The organism is Alteromonas sp. BZK5 (genome assembly GCF_014349115.1).
GTDB classification, from domain to species: Bacteria; Pseudomonadota; Gammaproteobacteria; order Enterobacterales; family Alteromonadaceae; genus Alteromonas; species Alteromonas macleodii.
Genome location: NZ_JACSOE010000025.1, coordinates 1 through 17,142, shown reverse-complemented (window position 1 = coordinate 17,142; position 17,142 = coordinate 1). Strand labels below are relative to the sequence as shown.

At 44.9% G+C, this 17,142-nt stretch carries 19 protein-coding genes; 5 read left to right on the top strand and 14 right to left on the bottom strand.

Translation table 11 applies throughout. From position 1 onward, the window contains the following. Nucleotides 1-55: 55 nt before the first annotated feature. Nucleotides 56-1,366, bottom strand: coding sequence for a 3-deoxy-D-manno-octulosonic acid transferase (locus BIZ39_RS09555; protein WP_187446861.1), 1,311 nt, complete (start codon nucleotides 1,364-1,366; stop codon nucleotides 56-58). Between the two features lie 397 nt (nucleotides 1,367-1,763). On the opposite strand from BIZ39_RS09555, the gene BIZ39_RS09550 reads away from it, so the two are divergent. Next, on the top strand, nucleotides 1,764-2,873 hold the full coding sequence (locus tag BIZ39_RS09550; protein WP_187446860.1) for a glycosyltransferase family 4 protein: 1,110 nt from the start codon (nucleotides 1,764-1,766) through the stop codon (nucleotides 2,871-2,873). Between the two features lie 85 nt (nucleotides 2,874-2,958). Here BIZ39_RS09550 and rpsQ read toward each other — a convergent pair whose 3' ends face one another. From rpsQ to rpsJ, 11 genes are read right to left on the bottom strand one after another with little or no spacing between them, the layout of a single operon-like run. Then, nucleotides 2,959-3,216: a 30S ribosomal protein S17 gene (gene rpsQ / locus BIZ39_RS09545; RefSeq protein ID WP_014975444.1), complete on the bottom strand. Its 258-nt coding sequence runs from the start codon at nucleotides 3,214-3,216 to the stop codon at nucleotides 2,959-2,961. Continuing rightward, nucleotides 3,216-3,407, bottom strand: coding sequence for a 50S ribosomal protein L29 (gene rpmC, locus BIZ39_RS09540; RefSeq protein WP_014947980.1), 192 nt, complete (start codon nucleotides 3,405-3,407; stop codon nucleotides 3,216-3,218). The genes rpsQ and rpmC overlap by 1 nt, the downstream gene beginning before the upstream one ends. Next, on the bottom strand, nucleotides 3,407-3,817 hold the full coding sequence (gene rplP / locus BIZ39_RS09535) for a 50S ribosomal protein L16 (protein WP_014947979.1): 411 nt from the start codon (nucleotides 3,815-3,817) through the stop codon (nucleotides 3,407-3,409). The genes rpmC and rplP overlap by 1 nt, the downstream gene beginning before the upstream one ends. A 2-nt stretch (nucleotides 3,818-3,819) precedes the next feature. Next, nucleotides 3,820-4,524, bottom strand: coding sequence for a 30S ribosomal protein S3 (rpsC, locus tag BIZ39_RS09530; protein ID WP_014947978.1), 705 nt, complete (start codon nucleotides 4,522-4,524; stop codon nucleotides 3,820-3,822). A gap of 9 nt (nucleotides 4,525-4,533) precedes the next feature. Then, the gene (rplV, locus tag BIZ39_RS09525) at nucleotides 4,534-4,866 is read right to left on the bottom strand and encodes a 50S ribosomal protein L22 (protein ID WP_014947977.1); all 333 of its coding nucleotides are present in this window, start codon (nucleotides 4,864-4,866) and stop codon (nucleotides 4,534-4,536) included. Nucleotides 4,867-4,877: 11 nt separating this feature from the next. Next, a complete protein-coding gene (gene rpsS / locus BIZ39_RS09520; protein ID WP_012516961.1) occupies nucleotides 4,878-5,153 on the bottom strand; it encodes a 30S ribosomal protein S19 in 276 nt (91 codons plus the stop codon). 15 nt (nucleotides 5,154-5,168) lie between these two features. Then, on the bottom strand, nucleotides 5,169-5,993 hold the full coding sequence (rplB, locus tag BIZ39_RS09515) for a 50S ribosomal protein L2 (RefSeq protein WP_014947976.1): 825 nt from the start codon (nucleotides 5,991-5,993) through the stop codon (nucleotides 5,169-5,171). A gap of 14 nt (nucleotides 5,994-6,007) precedes the next feature. Next, complete coding sequence (gene rplW / locus BIZ39_RS09510; protein WP_012516959.1) at nucleotides 6,008-6,307, bottom strand: 50S ribosomal protein L23; 300 nt, start codon at nucleotides 6,305-6,307, stop codon at nucleotides 6,008-6,010. Continuing rightward, a complete protein-coding gene (gene rplD / locus BIZ39_RS09505) occupies nucleotides 6,304-6,909 on the bottom strand; it encodes a 50S ribosomal protein L4 (protein WP_012516958.1) in 606 nt (201 codons plus the stop codon). The genes rplW and rplD overlap by 4 nt, the downstream gene beginning before the upstream one ends. A 19-nt stretch (nucleotides 6,910-6,928) precedes the next feature. Continuing rightward, on the bottom strand, nucleotides 6,929-7,567 hold the full coding sequence (gene rplC / locus BIZ39_RS09500) for a 50S ribosomal protein L3 (RefSeq protein WP_014947975.1): 639 nt from the start codon (nucleotides 7,565-7,567) through the stop codon (nucleotides 6,929-6,931). Nucleotides 7,568-7,585: 18 nt separating this feature from the next. Continuing rightward, entirely contained in the window at nucleotides 7,586-7,897 is a 312-nt protein-coding gene (rpsJ, locus tag BIZ39_RS09495; protein WP_010179497.1) for a 30S ribosomal protein S10, read from the bottom strand. A gap of 388 nt (nucleotides 7,898-8,285) precedes the next feature. On the opposite strand from rpsJ, the gene BIZ39_RS09490 reads away from it, so the two are divergent. Together BIZ39_RS09490 and BIZ39_RS09485 are read left to right on the top strand one after the other, a co-directional pair. Further along, nucleotides 8,286-10,544, top strand: coding sequence for a GspE/PulE family protein (locus tag BIZ39_RS09490; protein WP_410369560.1), 2,259 nt, complete (start codon nucleotides 8,286-8,288; stop codon nucleotides 10,542-10,544). A gap of 109 nt (nucleotides 10,545-10,653) precedes the next feature. Continuing rightward, a complete protein-coding gene (locus BIZ39_RS09485; protein ID WP_061094026.1) occupies nucleotides 10,654-11,148 on the top strand; it encodes a sel1 repeat family protein in 495 nt (164 codons plus the stop codon). A 61-nt stretch (nucleotides 11,149-11,209) separates the two neighbouring features. On the opposite strand, the gene acnA is transcribed toward BIZ39_RS09485, so the two are convergent. Further along, nucleotides 11,210-13,927, bottom strand: coding sequence for an aconitate hydratase AcnA (acnA, locus tag BIZ39_RS09480; protein WP_187446859.1), 2,718 nt, complete (start codon nucleotides 13,925-13,927; stop codon nucleotides 11,210-11,212). A 450-nt stretch (nucleotides 13,928-14,377) separates the two neighbouring features. On the opposite strand from acnA, the gene BIZ39_RS09475 reads away from it, so the two are divergent. Beyond that, nucleotides 14,378-14,839, top strand: a complete 462-nt coding sequence (locus BIZ39_RS09475) for a cupin domain-containing protein (RefSeq protein ID WP_049588569.1) — start codon at nucleotides 14,378-14,380, stop codon at nucleotides 14,837-14,839. A gap of 177 nt (nucleotides 14,840-15,016) precedes the next feature. Beyond that, complete coding sequence (gpmA, locus tag BIZ39_RS09470; RefSeq protein ID WP_014947970.1) at nucleotides 15,017-15,763, top strand: 2,3-diphosphoglycerate-dependent phosphoglycerate mutase; 747 nt, start codon at nucleotides 15,017-15,019, stop codon at nucleotides 15,761-15,763. 66 nt (nucleotides 15,764-15,829) lie between these two features. On the opposite strand, the gene BIZ39_RS09465 is transcribed toward gpmA, so the two are convergent. Further along, nucleotides 15,830-16,831, bottom strand: a complete 1,002-nt coding sequence (locus BIZ39_RS09465) for a branched-chain amino acid aminotransferase (RefSeq protein WP_014947969.1) — start codon at nucleotides 16,829-16,831, stop codon at nucleotides 15,830-15,832. Nucleotides 16,832-17,142 lie beyond the last annotated feature (311 nt).

The following is a 17,142-nucleotide window of genomic DNA, read 5'->3' as shown; positions in this document are numbered from 1 at the left end:
GCGGGGTTCCTTTTTTGTTCAATAACAACGAGTTGCTGTTTTTGACTGACGGCATTTAACGAATACTGCGATGTATACACGCTAAAGTAGAATCTAACGCGCCACTGTTATCCTGTAGTACCTTTTTACCGGCCATTCCCGCTTTTTCAGCTTTACTGGGTGATTCAAGCCATTCTTGCACCGTTGAAGAAACGCAAGAAGCATCTTCTACAATGCTTAATGCGCCACATTCTTTTAAATAGTCGCAGATAACAGGGTTATTATAGGTGTGTGGCCCCATCATTATTGGCAACGAGAATGCTGCCGGCTCAAGGGCATTATGGCCGCCTCTATCGGCAATAGAGCCGCCAACAAAGGCAAATGTTGCTACCGCATAAGCATGATTTAACTTACCCATTTCATCCAACAGGATAACGTTCACATCGTCTGGAACGTTATCCACCTCTGAACTTTTGACGAAGTTCAGATTATGCCTTTCAAGTAATTTTGCTACGGCTTCAAAACGCTCTGGATGGCGAGGGACAATAATCACCCGTAGTTGAGGGTTCTCGTTCCATAAAACCTTTGCAGATTCAACGATAACGCTCTCTTCAGGTTCGTGCGTGCTGCCTGCAACTAGTATTGGCCTTGCACCCTTAGCTAACCCAAGAAAATGTGCAGAAGAGCTCGCTGTATTTGCGGCTTGATCAAACTTAATATTATTCGTGAGGGTTAGCTTATCTTGCGCAACACCAAGCCATGCATAATTATCATAGTCTCTCTGCCCTTGAGCACATACGTGAGATAGCTTAGCCAACATAGGGTTAAATAGCTGTCCGATTTTTTTATAACGTTTAGCCGAGCGCTCAGTCATGCGAGCATTTATTACCATAACGGGAATATTGCGCTTCCAGCACACGTGAATTAGGTTTGGCCATAGTTCAACTTCTGTAATCATTACTGCTTTGGGCTTAATGCGTTTCAGCATTGAAGACATAGTCAGCGACAAATCATAAGGCAGATAGAAATGGTGAACGGTGTCTTTGAATATATCTCGAACGCGAGCAGAGCCTGTAGACGTGGTTGTAGTAACGGTTATTTGCGCGTCTGGCTCGTGTTGCATTATTCGCTTTATTACGCATGAAGCAGCCACGACTTCCCCCACTGAAACACAGTGAAACAAATAGCCATTCTGTTTGAGCGGCTTTGGAACTATGCCAAAACGCTCAAACCTCCCTCGATGTGAGTCATCGCTTGTTTTCGTGGCTTTTATCAATAAATGAATAAATGCGAAGGGAATCGCAATCGCCAATACAAGCGAATATCCCCACCGGCAGAGCGTTTCAAGTAGAGTAGGTTTATAGCCACGTGTATTGGCAACAACCATAAATACATCCTTTTTGATACAGATACTTCGACGGCACGACTACAAGTGATCGACTATCGATGTTGAATTATGCTTTTCAAATACGGTGTGCTTGGCACTGCGAAACACCCACTCCCAGAGGTAAGCAGGTAATTCTAGCTATCTAGTGCCGCAGTTCCCGATAGATTCTTTCGACATTGTAGTGGCTAAATAGCCCGCGTCTAGGGCAAAGCGACCCTATACGTAAGTAAAGAGTGTATATGAGAAAGGCAATAATATATTGATCACTCGCTTTATGCGTATAGCGATGTTTAAACAGTAAGATGTAACCACAACCATATAAGAAAAGCCGCAAAAAAACGGTCTTAAATAAAAAAGCAGCGTATACAGAATATTAAATAAATTTTAAGGAAGGCATTTGAGTATACGCGTTCTTCACATTGAACTTGGCATACATCTTCACGGTGGCGCAGAACAAGTTGCATACCTCATCAATGCGTTAGAGCACCATGATGATATATCACTTCACTTGGTTTGCGCTGAAGACAGTGAGATTCGTCATACGGCTTTTGGGTATTGTGAAACGCATACCATCAAGTATGCCGGTGAGTCAGACTTCCTATGTGTAAAGCGTTTACTGGAAGTCGTAAATGGGGTTAACCCAGATATTATTCATGTGCACAGCGAACGGGGTTCGGATGTATGGGGTGCCATGCTCGCCAAAATTTCAGGTGTGCCTACGGTTTGCACAAGGCGAATAGATAACCCCGAAACTCACTTTTCATTTTATAAGTACAAACAATTCGATGCAGTTATCAGCGTATCTGAAGGTGTGAGGAAAGTGGTTTCACTACATTGTGAAGGCGTAGAACATCAGCGCGTTATATATCCTGCAGTAGACTTAACAGAGTATTCCCAATGCAAAGATAGCGGTTGGCTGCGACGTACATTCTCTATTCCTGAAGACCATATCGTCATTGCAAACTTCGCTCAGTACATATCTCAAAAAGGGCAAGCGGATATCATTTTGGCTATGCACGATGTATTGAACAAGCATGAAAATGTAACCTGTTTATTGTTTGGCGAGGGAAATCTAAAAGAGAGCTATCAATCACTTATAGAACGCCATAAGCTAGACGAGCATGTGAAGCTTTGCGGTTTTACTAAAGAGGTAGCCAAAATACTCCCTAATGTAGATATTCTGGTTCATCCTTCCTACTCAGAGGGTTTAGGCGATATTTTACTTCAGGCAGGTGCTAATAAATGTGCAGTGTTATCTAGTCCTGTGGGGGGAATACCCGAAGTTATCAAGCATAAGGAGACAGGTGTAATGGTAGCGCCGGGAGATATTGACGGAATTGGGGAGAGCTTAATTAGTCTAATTGAATCCCCTGATGAAAGAGCACAATATGGAGAGGCTTTGTATAAGCTTGTCACAAGTAAATTTGGTATAGAAAGGATGTCCAGTGCCTACGCTGATTTATACAAGACGCTAGTCTTCAACGGCGCTGATAATGAACACGCTTAAGCCTATGGAAGCACGTGTAAGAAACTGCAGATACAAAAAAGCCGCTCGAGAGCGGCTTTTTTAAGACTTTGAAAAAAGTTAGCGATTAAACGCCAGCTTTCTCAACAACGTCAACTAGCATCCAAGATTTGCTCTTAGATAGTGGGCGACATTCACGTACTGTTACTACGTCACCTTTATTGCATACGTTGTTTTCGTCGTGGGCGTGAAGCTTAGTAGAGCGCTTGATGAACTTCCCGTAGATTGGGTGCTTAACAAAACGTTCAACTACAACAGTGATAGACTTATCCATCTTGTTGCTAACCACACGACCTTGTACTGTACGAATTTTTTGCTCAGTCATTACGCATCAGCCTTTTGAGTCAGAATGGTTTTAACACGCGCGATGTTACGACGTACTTTTCTCAACTGATCAGTTTTTTCAAGCTGACCTGTTGTGTGCTGCATGCGTAGGTTGAACTGTTCGCGTAGCAGGTTAATCAACTCTGCGTTCAGCTCTTCTACGCTCTTTTCTTTCAGTTCAGTCGCTTTCATTACATCACCGTCCGAGTTACAAAGGTTGTTTTAAATGGCAGTTTAGCCGCTGCCAATTCAAACGCTTCGCGTGCAAGATTTTCAGGAACACCTTCCATCTCGTATAGCACACGACCAGGCTGAATTTGGCATACCCAGTACTCAACGTTACCTTTACCTTTACCTTGACGCACTTCTAGAGGCTTCTCAGTAATTGGCTTGTCAGGGAAAACTCGAATCCAAATTTTACCTTGACGCTTAACGTGACGAGTCATAGCACGACGCGCTGCTTCGATTTGGCGCGCAGTCATTCGACCACGACCAACTGCTTTAAGGCCGTAAGTACCAAAGGCAACAGTATTACCCGCTGCTAAGCCGCGGTTGCGACCTTTGTGCATCTTACGGAACTTCATGCGTTTTGGTTGTAACATGATTAGCCCTCTCGCTTAGCGTTGCGGCCTTTCTTCTTAGGTTGAGCAGCTGGTGCTTGCTCTTGAGTTGTAGGTAGACCACCTAGAACTTCACCTTTGAAGATCCATACTTTAACGCCGATGATACCGTAAGTAGTTGACGCTTCAGAGGTTGCGTAATCGATATCCGCACGGAAAGTGTGCAGAGGAACGCGACCTTCACGGTACCATTCAGAACGTGCAATCTCTGCTCCGCCCAAACGGCCGCTAACTTCAACTTTGATACCTTTCGCGCCTAGACGCATTGCGTTTTGTACTGCGCGCTTCATAGCACGACGGAACATAACACGACGCTCTAGCTGGCTAGAGATGCTGTCAGCTACTAGCTGGCCATCTAGCTCTGGCTTACGTACTTCAGCGATGTTGATCTGAGCTGGCACGCCGGCTAGCTTAGATACGTAGTTACGCAACTTCTCTACGTCTTCACCTTTCTTACCGATTACAACGCCTGGACGAGCAGTGTGAATAGTCACACGGATGCTCTTAGCAGGACGCTCGATCACGATTTTAGAAAGTGAAGCGTTCTTTAGTTGCTTAGTCAGATACTGACGTACCTGATGATCGTTATACAGGTTGTCTGCATAGTCTGCAGTATTAGCGTACCAGGTAGAAGTCCATGGTTTGCTGATACCCAGGCGTATACCTGTAGGATGTACCTTCTGTCCCATTATCTACTCCTAGTTATCCGCTACAACCACAGTGATGTGACTGCTGCGCTTGAAGATACGATCAGCACGGCCTTTAGCACGTGGCTTGATACGTTTCATAGTTGGACCTTCGTCAACGAAAACTTTAGACACGCGTAACTCGTCGATGTCTGCGCCTTCGTTGTGCTCTGCGTTAGCAATCGCAGATTCCAATACTTTCTTTACTAGCGCTGCGCTTTTCTTCGGGCTGTACGCAAGAAGCTCTAGAGCTTTCTCAACGTGCATTCCGCGAATTTGATCTGCAACCAAGCGTGCCTTTTGAGCCGACGTGCGGGCAAAACGGTGTTTAGCTAATGCTTCCATCTTCCTACCCCTTAACGTTTAGCTTTCTTATCCGCGACATGGCCGCGGTAAGTACGCGTTGGCGCAAATTCGCCCAACTTGTGGCCGACCATTTCGTCACTAATAATGACAGGTACATGTTGGCGACCGTTATGGACCGCAATGGTCAACCCAATCATATCTGGGATGATCATAGAACGACGAGACCAAGTTTTGATTGGTTTACGTTCGTTCTTTTCCACTGCAGCCTCTACCTTCTTCAGCAAGTGAAGGTCAATAAAAGGACCTTTCTTGAGAGAACGTGGCATGGTGAATCCTCGCTATTACTTGTTTCGACGACGTACGATAAGCTTATCAGTACGCTTGTTGCTTCGGGTTTTCTTACCTTTGGTAGGAACACCCCAAGGAGTTACTGGGTGACGACCGCCTGATGTACGACCTTCACCACCACCGTGTGGGTGATCAACCGGGTTCATGGCAACACCACGAACGGTAGGACGAACACCACGCCAGCGTGTAGCACCAGCTTTACCTAGTGAACGAAGCATGTGCTCTGCATTGCCAACTTCACCGATAGTGGCGCGGCAATCAGATAGAACTTTACGCATTTCGCCAGAGCGTAGACGTAGGGTAACGTAGTTTCCGTCACGTGCTAGGATCTGAGCATAAGCACCAGCAGAACGTGCGATTTGCGCACCTTTGCCAGGCTTCATTTCAATTGCGTGTACAACAGTACCTACAGGGATGTTACGCATAGGTAGAGTGTTACCAGACTTGATCGGAGCGTCCGAACCAGACTGGATTGCATCACCTGCTTGCATACCCTTAGGAGCCAGAATGTAACGACGTTCACCGTCTGCGTACAATACTAGTGCAATGTTTGCAGAACGGTTTGGATCGTATTCTAAACGCTCAACTTTAGCTGGAATGCCGTCTTTGTTGCGTTTAAAGTCGATTACACGGTAGTGTTGCTTATGACCACCACCAATGTGACGAGTGGTAATACGACCATTGTTGTTACGACCGCCAGATTTGCTGTTCTTTTCAAGCAAAGGTGCGTACGGTGCACCTTTGTGCAGGTCAGGATTTACGACCTGAACAACGTGACGACGACCGGCAGAAGTTGGCTTAGCTTTCAATAATGGCATTTCTAATCCCCTTCTTACTCAGCACCACCGACAAAGTCGATGTCCTGACCTTCTTTAAGAACCACGTAGGCCTTTTTCCAGTCGCTGCGCTTACCGAAAGACATGCCGTGACGCTTGGTTTTACCCTTAACGTTCACAGTACGAACACCTTCAACTTCAACTTCAAACAGTTTTTCAACTGCAGCTTTGATTTCGGCTTTGTTCGCGTCTTTAGCTACTTTAAATACAACTGTGTTGTTCGCTTCAGCAGCCATTGTAGACTTTTCTGAAACGTGAGGTGCTACTAGCACCTTCAGTAGACGTTCTTCTTTCATGCTAACGCCTCCTCAAGTTGTTTAACCGCATCAGCAGTCATTAGCACTTTTTCAAATGCAATCAAGCTCACTGGGTCGATGCCTGCTACGTCACGTACGTCAACTTTGTACAAGTTGCGCGCCGCTAGGAACAAGTTCTCATCAACTTCAGGAGTAACGATTAGAACGTCATTTAGTTCATATTCGTTAAGTGCAGAAATAAGAGCTTTAGTCTTAGGTGCGTCAACACCGAACTTCTCTACAACAACCAAACGGTCTTGACGGATTAGTTCAGACAGGATGCTCTTGATCGCACCGCGATACATTTTCTTGTTAACTTTTTGGTCAAAGTCACGAGGCTTTGCTGCGAAAGCACGGCCACCGCCAACCCAAATTGGGCTACGGATTGTACCAGCACGAGCACGGCCAGTACCTTTTTGACGCCATGGCTTCTTACCGCCACCACGAACTTCAGCGCGAGTTTTCTGCGCTTTTGTACCCTGACGAGCACCTGCACCGTAAGCTACAACTACCTGGTGTACCAGGGCTTCGTTGAATTCACGTCCAAAGGTCGCTTCGGATACTTCAAGAGCGCTTTGCGCGTCTTTCAATGTTAATTCCATCAGTTCACTCCCCCAGACGTTACGCTTTAACAGCTGGCTTTACGATTACATCGTTGCCAGTTGCGCCAGGTACGGCACCTTTAACTAGGATAAGGCCGTTCTCTACGTCAACACGTACAACTTCCAAAGACTGAGTAGTCACTTGCTTGTTACCAAGCTGACCAGCCATTTTCTTGCCTTTGAATACTTTACCTGGTGATTGGTTTTGACCAATTGAACCAGGAGCACGGTGTGACAAAGAGTTACCGTGTGTCATACGCTGAGAACTGAAGTTCCAGCGCTTGATAGCACCTTGGAAACCTTTACCTTTTGATGTACCAGTTACATCAATTTTCTTAGTGTCGTTAAAGATTTCAACAGTGATTTCACTGCCTACTTCAATATCGGCACCTTCGTTTTCTTCTAGGCGGAATTCTACTAGAGTGCGTCCAGCTTCAACACCAGCTTTAGCAAAGTGACCTGCTTCAGCTTTGTTGATGCGGTTAGCTTTCTTAGTTCCAGCAGTAACCTGAAGAGCGCGATAACCGTCAGTTTCCTCAGTACGAAGCTGAGTAACGCGGTTTGGGGTCGCTTCAATAACAGTCACAGGGATAGACGTACCATCTTCAGTGAAGATGCGAGTCATACCCACTTTACGACCGACTAGACCAATCGCCATTGTTATAACCCTCTCTTATTAGCCCAGGCTGATTTGAACATCAACGCCAGCAGCCAAGTCCAAACGCATCAACGCGTCAACTGTTTTATCAGTTGGCTCGATGATGTCTACCAAACGCTTGTGAGTACGGATTTCATATTGATCACGCGCGTCTTTGTTAACGTGCGGAGAAATCAGAACTGTATAGCGTTCTTTGCGAGTAGGTAGAGGAATAGGACCACTTACCTGAGCACCAGTGCGTTTCGCAGTTTCAACGATTTCAGCCGTAGACTGATCGATCAACTTGTGATCAAACGCTTTCAAACGAATGCGAATTCTTTGATTTGGCATCGATTAAGCTCCAATCGAAAGAACAAAAAAATTCACCCTTTCTCTTCCATTTATTCCGGAAAGAAAGGATGTGCGTAAACCGATGGTTCCCAATCGGAACCCTGTTCTTTTTTCTAGCACGCCAGCAACAGGCTAATCAGTGATGATGAATCCGTTACTTCGGCAACCACCCTAAAAGCAGTGAGGTCGCGGCTAAAAATTACGTGCCCTAATTGGGCAGTGGGCGCGAATTATACAGAAAGGCAGAAGCAATGCAAGAGGCAGTTTGCTTTTTATACACATATTTTTACGCTATACCAGTGTATGTAACTGTCTATAAGTAGTATTGTTGCTTTCGTGGTATAGGTATATCTTGTTACCCCAGCTTAACAGGCACTTGTAATGCCAAATGCATAAAGGACTAGGCGCCAACATTATTAGTAGTGAGAATATGGAAGTAGTGAATAACCAGCAAACTTTTGCACAAATAAAACGCATTTTAAATAACCATTCCACGTTACTGGATGCATATGGCTTATTAGAGCCAATTATCCTCGGTTTGTTTGATGCCCAGCGTATGAGTATTTTTCAACGTCGACGTCAGCATCAAGATTTGGTCGCGAGATTTAAAACGGGTAAAGAGACACTGGAAATAAAAGTGCCAATTAGCCCAATGTCGATTGCTGGTTATGTTGCCCTATCACAAAAGGCTGTGGTTATTGACGACCCGTATAATCCTGCACTACTTCAAAGCATTCACCCTCGCCTGCGCTTCGCTGATAAGTTCGACAAAGACAATGACTTTAAAACCCAGAACATTTTATGCGTACCTATAATGAATGCGGGCGTGTTGATGGGTGTTATCCAAATCATCAACAAAGTCAGTGGTGGTTTTACTGAAGAAGATTTAAAGCTAGGCAATGCCCTTGCACTTATTCTTGGCGACAAGTTCAGATTTGAACTGGGCGGCACAAACAACCCTTTCGATCTACTAGTTCACAAAAGCTTATTAGACGAAGCTACATTAAACGATATTCAAAGTTCTACTCCAGACATTCGCGCTCTTATACAGCGTCTTGTATCGGAACACCGCATCTCTGAAGAAGAAATTGGCAACTCGCTTTCTATTCACTATCAGGTGCCTTTTATTCCTTATTTACCTGATAAGTATCACAGGTTCGAAAATGAAAGCCGTCTGAATGTTTCTTATTTAAAAAGAAACTATGTGGCTGTCATTGCCGATGCCCATGACAAGCCTATCGTGTTGATGGCTGAACCTAATAATGCGGCGCTACTTATGGAAATAGAGAGCGCCATGGGTATTGATAGCTACGAGATAGCTGTCAGCCTACCAAGCTTAATTCTTCAATATTTGGGGGAAAACAGCGGTGGCGGTGGCCCCGGCGAGATGAGTGATATTCTCGACGAGATTGGTACATCAACTGAAGATAACGACGACCAAGTCGATGAGCTGTCGGACGACGCCCCTGCTGTGGTGCGCTTAGTAAGCCGTATTCTGCACGATGCAAAAAGACTCAACGCGTCAGATATTCACATAGACCCAGAGAAAAACGCGCCCACTCGTGTACGTATGCGCGTGGACGGTGTGTGCCGCGACATGAACCAAGTGCCTAATTCGCATCACAGTGCGGTTATTGCACGCATAAAGATTATGTCGAATTTGAACATTGCCGAAAAACGCGTACCTCAGGATGGCAAACTCGCGTTTAGAATGAATGGTCAACTTGTTGAAGTTCGTGTTGCCACCATTCCTACGGTTGCCGGTGAAGGTGTGGTTATGCGTATTCTGGCATCTGGCGGTGCGATGCCTATTGATAAGATGAACTTGGCACCGAACAACCGTGCGCGTTTAGAAGAAATGATTAAGAAGCCTCACGGCATTCTTCTCGTTGTTGGGCCAACGGGTTCAGGTAAAACCACCACGCTTCACGCTATATTGGGATATTTAAACACGCCTGAAAAGAAGATTTGGACCGCTGAGGACCCGGTGGAAATCACGCAACCCGGCCTACAACAGGTACAAGTAAGCCCCAAGATTGGCTTCAACTTTGCTGCTGCCCTGCGCGCATTCTTACGTGCTGACCCTGACATTATTCTTATTGGTGAGATGCGTGATAAAGAAACCGCGCATGCAGGTATTGAAGCCTCGTTAACCGGTCACTTAGTACTGTCTACACTGCATACTAACTCAGCCCCTGAAACGATTACCCGTTTACTTGATTTGGGTCTCGACCCAGTGAACTTCTCAGATGCCTGCGTGGGTATATTGGCTCAACGTCTTATTCGAACACTATGCGGTAACTGTAAAGAAAAGTACATCGCCACTGAAACCGATATGGCCTTTATTGAGCGCCAGTATGGTCATGCTCACATGGCGGAGCTGAATATTCAGACGCCACTAGAGCTTTACCGTGCTAAAGGCTGCGAAGAATGTGGAAACACGGGTTACAAAGGTAGAACAGGGGTACATGAACTACTAGGTATGACGCCAGAGCTTCGGTCAATGGTGTACAAAGAAGCCAGCGTCGCCGATATGAAGTCTCAGGCTGCTGCTGATGGCATGCGCACCCTCGTTCAAGACGCAATTTTCAAAGTTTTGAAAGGCGACACCGACCTTGCACAAGTCCAAATTATTGGTGGAGATTAATCACTCAACTCTTAAAATTTTTAGTAACATAAAACAAAAACTGTACTTTTAGACGGTTCACTATGAGTGTGAATTGCGTTATAAATTTATCAAAAAGAAGGGATACTACATGAAAAATCTATTAGCAATAGCTGCCGTTTTATCTTCAGTTGTACTTTCAGCCCCTACGTTGGCTCAGTCGCATACAAAGAATCATATTTGGAAATCCGAATATTTATCTACTTTAGAATTGGGCTTGCACGCCCTGAAGGCAGAGAAGTATGAAAAAGCACTGGAGAAGCTGACTGCTTCTGCAAAAATGGGAAATAAAGAAGGTCAATATTACCTCGCGCAAATGTATTTCCAAGGATGGGGGACGCCCGTTAATTATGAAGAAGGCTGGCTCTGGTTGAATGTTGCAATGGAACAAAAAACCGCTGAATGGAACCGTTCTTACCGACAGATAAAGAATGCTTTACCTGAAGTCTACATCAATGCTTTAGAGCCTTATGTAGAAGAATATATCTCTCTTTACGGTGCACAAGCCCAAGATTTGAGATGTGAGACACGCGCTGCCATCGGCTCGAATATTAAAGAAGTAATCTGCGAAAAACGCTATTACTAACATCACATGGCATAGCGACTTCTCACTACAGAGAAGTCGCTTACCACTACCCTTATACGTGCTATTTCTTCAAGTATTCTCTTATCACGTAATGCAGAATGCCGCCGTTTTCAAAGTAAGTGAACTCGTTTGATGTATCAATTCTGATATCCATCGTAAACGTTGTTGTTTTTCCTTCATCCGACACGGCTTTAACTTCAACCTCAGTCTGCCCACGTTCAACAGCGTTAATAGAAAAAGACTCATTGCCTTTAAGCTCCAAAGAACTCGCGCTATCACCTGACTTAAATTGAAGTGGCAAAATCCCCATTCCAATCAGGTTAGAGCGGTGAATTCTCTCGTAGCTCTCGGCTAATACTGCTTTCACCCCCATCAAAGAAGGGCCTTTAGCTGCCCAATCTCGACTTGAGCCAGTACCGTACTCTTTTCCACCAATTACAATGGCTGGTACGCCGTCATCTTTGTAACGCATGGCAGCATGGAAAATAGACATACTATCGCCACTTGGGAAGTGTGTGGTAGCACTGCCTCTTGTGCCGGGTGCTAATTGGTTTTGAAGACGCACGTTAGCAAACGTACCTCTCATCATAACCTCGTGGTTACCACGACGCGATCCATAAGAGTTAAAGTCTTTAGGCTCAACCCCTTGGGCCTGCAGGTACTCTCCGGCTGGGCTATCTTCTGCGATGGCGCCGGCTGGAGAAATATGGTCGGTAGTAATCGAATCGCCCACCTTAACCAAGCATCGTGCGTTTTCAATTGCAGTTAAAGCCTCAGGCTCTTTACCCATTACTTCAAAGAAAGGTGGATGCTTAATGTAGGTTGATTCTGGCCAGTCGTAGACTGACGTTTTACTTACCTGCAATTCATTCCATTCACCGCTTCCTTTAAATACATCTGCATACTTTTCTTTAAACAAATCACCGGTGACGTTTTCCGCTATATATTGCTGAATTTCGTCTTCGGTAGGCCAGATGTCTTTCAGATATACCGGAGAACCATCACTCGCCTTACCTAACGGCTCTTTAGTGATATCTACATTCATGTTTCCAGCCAACGCGTATGCAACAACCAGTGGTGGTGATGCAAGGTAGTTTGCAGCCACATCAGGATGGATACGCCCTTCAAAGTTGCGGTTACCAGATAAAACTGAGGTAACCGTAAGTTTCGCTTTTCTAATGGCGTCGGTAATGGCATCAGGTAGCGGTCCAGAGTTACCAATACACGTAGTACAGCCGTAGCCAACCAAGTTAAAGCCTAGTGCTTCAAGCGGATCCATCAGACCTGCATCTTCTAGATACTGAGTAACAACCTGCGAACCAGGTGCTAATGAAGTCTTAACCCACGGCTTACGAGTTAGCCCTTTTTCCGCTGCTTTCTTCGCAAGCAAGCCTGCGCCAACGAGTACAGATGGATTTGACGTATTAGTACAGCTGGTGATAGCAGCTATTACAATAGCGCCATCTTCAAGGTTGAACTTGCTTCCTCTGAACTCCACGAACGAGTCGTGTTCTTCGTCCACCTCGTCTGTTGTACCTAACCCCGCTTCCGCGATGAGATCGGTTTCTTCATCAAGCACTTTCACGTCAATTTGCGAACGATGCCACTCTCTAAATGCCTCTGCTGCATTATCGAGGGCAATTCTATCTTGAGGACGCTTAGGTCCAGCAAGTGAAGGAACCACTTCATCTAAGTTAAGTTCAAGGGTCTCATGATACTGGGCATCTTTTGAGTGGTCGTCGTGCCATAAGTGGCTGAACTTTGCATATTCCTCAACAAGGGCAATTTGATCTTCGTCTCGGCCGGTGAGTCGCAGGTAATCTAGCGCAACATCATCAATAGGGAAGATACCGCAAGTAGCACCATATTCGGGCGCCATGTTTGCGATGGTGGCACGGTCTGCCGTAGTAAGATGCTTAAGACCCGGTCCATAGAATTCTACAAACTTTCCAACAACGCCATGTTCACGTAGTTGTTGTGTGATAGTTAGCACCATGTCGGTGGCAGTTACGCCAGCAGGCAACTTACCTGAAAGCCTGAAGCCAACCACTTTTGGTAATAACATTGTTACTGGTTGACCCAGCATCGCCGCTTCTGCTTCAATGCCTCCCACACCCCAGCCTAGTACGCCAAGGCCATTAATCATAGTGGTATGCGAATCTGTTCCTACTAGGGTATCTGGGTAAACCAACGTTTCCCCATCCTGTTCCTTAGTAAACGCGCAACGAGCAAGATACTCTAGGTTAACCTGATGCACGATACCGCGACCAGGGGGAACCACTTTGAAATTGTCAAAGCTAGACTGACCCCATTTTAGAAATTGATAACGCTCTCTATTTCGCTGAATTTCAATGTCGGTATTCTTTTCAAGCGCATCGTCTTCAGCAAAATGATCTACCATTACTGAGTGGTCAATAACCAGCTCTACTGGATTGAGGGGATTAATCGCCTGAGCGTCGCCACCTAAACGATTAACCGCATCGCGCATGGCTGCTAAATCAACAATAGCAGGCACACCCGTAAAATCTTGGAGGATGACGCGTGCGGGAACAAAAGACACTTCGTAATCAACGTGATTATCTGTGTCCCACTTTGCTACTTGCTCAATATCGTTGCTGTTAACAAACTCTTGGTCTTCATGACGAATCAGGTTTTCCAAAAGAATTTTGATACAAAACGGAAGCCTGTCGAGCGCATATTTACTGCCTATACCGTCAAAATTTACCGCCTTGAAGTTTTTGCCGTTTACTTCAAGCTGCGAAAAAGACTTATATGTCATACGCTCACCATCCTTCTTTGCCTGTTCGTGAATATTGTGTACGTTTCAATTTTGCCAACGCAAGAAACGAGCAACGTGTTTTTAGTCGCCTTATTTTCCAATTTGTACGGCCTAAACATGAAAAAAAGTTCACCTACTATTAGTAATGGCATCGCTTTTTTAGCTATTTCTCATTATTGGTTTAAACAGATGGATTATGGAGAAGCGCTGTAACAGCTGGAAAAAGCTGACTAGGGCAGATAGCGCTTATTGATAAGAAAGCTTCGCATATGCACAGAGTACTTGCTGATTAAGATGGTTTACAAATATGCAACATTTCTGTTTTCTTATAACGCACCAAACGGTATGCTTAAAAGAAGGTTAAACATTAAATGTCTTAATACATGCTTAGGAAAGCTTTGAGATATACAAGCATTAGTAGTAAGCAATAAAAATAATAACGAAGTTATCATGACACACCCGCTAGTTAAGAAGTACAACCTTGCACCTCACCCCGAGGGAGGTTTCTATCGTCAAGTTTTCCGTTCTGAAAACGAAACTAAATCGTTTGTGCACAATGCTAGTCGACCCGCGCTTACTCATATTTATTTTCTTCTATTAAAGGGACAAGTTAGTCGTTTTCATCGCGTGTTACATGATGAAGTGTGGAATCACTACGAAGGGGCTCCACTACAACTGTTTCAACTTGAAAAACAACAGTTGTGGGAACGTCGCATTGGTGGGCAAAGCAATGACTATGTAGAAGTTGTTAAAGCGGGGAATTTTCAGGCAGCCGCAACGATGGGTGATTACTCACTTGTTGGTTGTACGGTAGCACCTGGCTTCGACTTCGAAGACTTTAGCTTTATTGAAGAGCCATCAATGCAAGAGTGGATAAAAGTTGCTCATCCAGACCTTACCCGTTTTATATAATAATTCCCAAATTATAGTGATAAACACACGTCTTACCTGCGATTTTGTACCAGCATAAACTGGATTTTTAAGCGCCAATCAAGGATGATAACAGCAGATTTTTAAATATACGTCTGAACGTCCAATTTCTGGAATTATCTCAGACTATTTCACTCTAACGCCGCAGGTAACCCAACTATGTATAAATTGGTACTTATTCGTCATGGAGAAAGTCAGTGGAACTTGGAAAACCGTTTCACGGGCTGGCACGACGTTGACTTGACCGACACTGGTGTAGCACAAGCAAAGACCGCAGGTCAGCTTCTTAAAGATGCTGGATTTACATTTGATCAGGCTTATACGTCTGTACTTCTTCGCGCAATTAAAACACTTAATATTGCACTTGAAGAGATGGGTCAGCACTATCTTCCAGTTGAGCGTCACTGGCGTCTGAACGAGCGTCACTACGGTGCGTTAACAGGTCTAGACAAAGCAGAGACTGCCGCTAAGCATGGTGAAGAACAGGTTAAAATCTGGCGTCGTAGCTTCGACATCCCACCTCCGGCCGTTGAAGATGATAGCGAGCACTTCCCAGGTCACGATCCGCGTTACAACAATGTAGATGCTGATATTTTGCCACGTGGTGAAAGTCTAAAACTAACTATCGAACGTGTACTACCATACTGGCACGACGTTATTCGTCCAGACATCCAAGCAGGCAAACGCGTAATTATTGCTGCGCACGGCAACAGTCTTCGTGCTCTTGTTAAGTACCTTGATGGTATGTCAGACGAAGAAGTGTTGGGTCTAAACATTCCTACAGGTGTGCCGCTAGTATACGAACTAGATGAAAACCTTAAGCCAATCTCTAAAGAATATCTTGGCGATGCTGACGCTATCAAAGCAATGATGGATGCAGTCGCTAAGCAAGGCAAAGCGAAGTAATCGAGTGCCTTTTTAGAAACGAAAAAGCCTGCGTTCGCAGGCTTTTTTAATGGGTGTCTGATTAGACTAGTTTGGCACTTTCACCAACCAATTGTGAGTGTCTTCGGCCTTACCCCATTGGATATCATTTAACGCTTGTCTTAGCTTCATCGTTACAGGGCCAGCTTCACCGTTACCCACCTGATACTCTTTATCATTGTGAATAAAAGTACCTACCGGCGTAAGTACAGCCGCTGTACCAGACAGTGCTGCTTCAGTATTCGGTTTGGCTGAACGCTCTAGTAGTTCGTCTACAGTAATATCACGCTCGCTCACTTTCATGCCGTGGTCTTTGGCAATTTGAAGAATCGTTGCTCGGGTCACACCGTGTAGGAAGCTAGAATCTAACCCTTTAGTAATGATTTCATCACCATCGATAAGCAGGAAGTTAGCAGCTCCGGTTTCTTGTACATCGCCATTAGGGCAAAACAGAATTTGATCAGCCTGAACTTCTGCACGCGCTTTAAGAATAGGAGGCAACGCACTGGCGTAGTTACCACCGCTTTTTACCATTCCCATGTGCGGCGCACAGCGCATGCCTGTTTCGTCTAGCAACAAGCGAAGTGGCTTCAAACCGCCAGCAAAGTAATCACCAACTGGCGATAACAAAACGTATAGCATAGAACTTGCTGATGGCGCTGCCGCTTTACCGATAGACGCTTCTGTGCCGATATGCGTAGGGCGGATATACATAGAACCTGGAGGCTCTGGAACCTCGGAGGCGTATTTTGCAACAATATCGATGATCATCTTTTCGACTTGCGCTTTGTCTATTTCAGGCAAGTTTAGTAGACGGCTACTTTGAGCAAAGCGCTCGATATTCTTATCCATTCTGAAAATGTTGATGCTGCCATCTTCGTGCTTAAATGCTTTTAAGCCTTCAAAGCATGTACTTGAGTAATGAAGCACGTGTGCACCAGGGTGCAGCTGAATACTATCTGCACTGACAAATTCGGTGTCAGTCCACTTATCGTTGACAAAGGTAGCAAGTGCCATTTGTGGCATGAATACTGTACCGAATACGGCCATTAGTTTGTCCTATTTACTTCGACTAGAAAAATACTCGACAGAGTTTACCAAAAAACGCTCACTTTGCTAAAAGTAAGTCAGATCTATTAAGGCTTTTATCGAATAAGAATGTCTACAAATACTGACAACACAAAAATAATGGGGTCAGAGTATATTTCAAAGATTGGGGTCAGAGTACATTTCACTGATTTAGCGGCACTGGGGGGTAAGGGAATAATACCAATTGCATTAATTAATTGACCAACTTTATCCACTCTCTCCAACAGAGATTTTTGACTCGTTCAACATCCGCAATGAATGTATTCCAAGCG